The sequence below is a fragment of the Neisseria sp. P0001.S005 genome (genome assembly GCF_051963715.1).
Map to the genome: position 1 here is coordinate 1 of NZ_JBQCTZ010001015.1, position 253 is coordinate 253.

1 protein-coding gene is annotated in these 253 nt (G+C 47.8%); it reads right to left on the minus strand.

The features are described 5' to 3' along the window. On the minus strand, nucleotides 1-253 hold a 253-nt coding region (locus tag ACTHSP_RS23900), incomplete at both ends, for a sodium:proton antiporter (protein WP_440347218.1).

A 253-nucleotide genomic window follows, 5' to 3' on the forward strand; every position in this document is an offset into this window, starting at 1 on the left:
ACCGCGCCGACTACGCCGGCCAGTAACAGAAAATTCCATTTGCCGTAGATTTTGACTTTTTCTTCTTTATCGGAAGGGGCAGGAGCAAGGTGCTCGCTTTGTTCACGGTTGAAGTGTCGGCTGTCAATGATGTAGAAAACGGCTAGCAAAACCACAGAACTGATCAATACAGGCATCAGCATGTGTTTGACCGTCCACATGAAATCTACGCCTTTCAGGAATCCTAAGAACAGAGGAGGATCGCCTAAAGGAG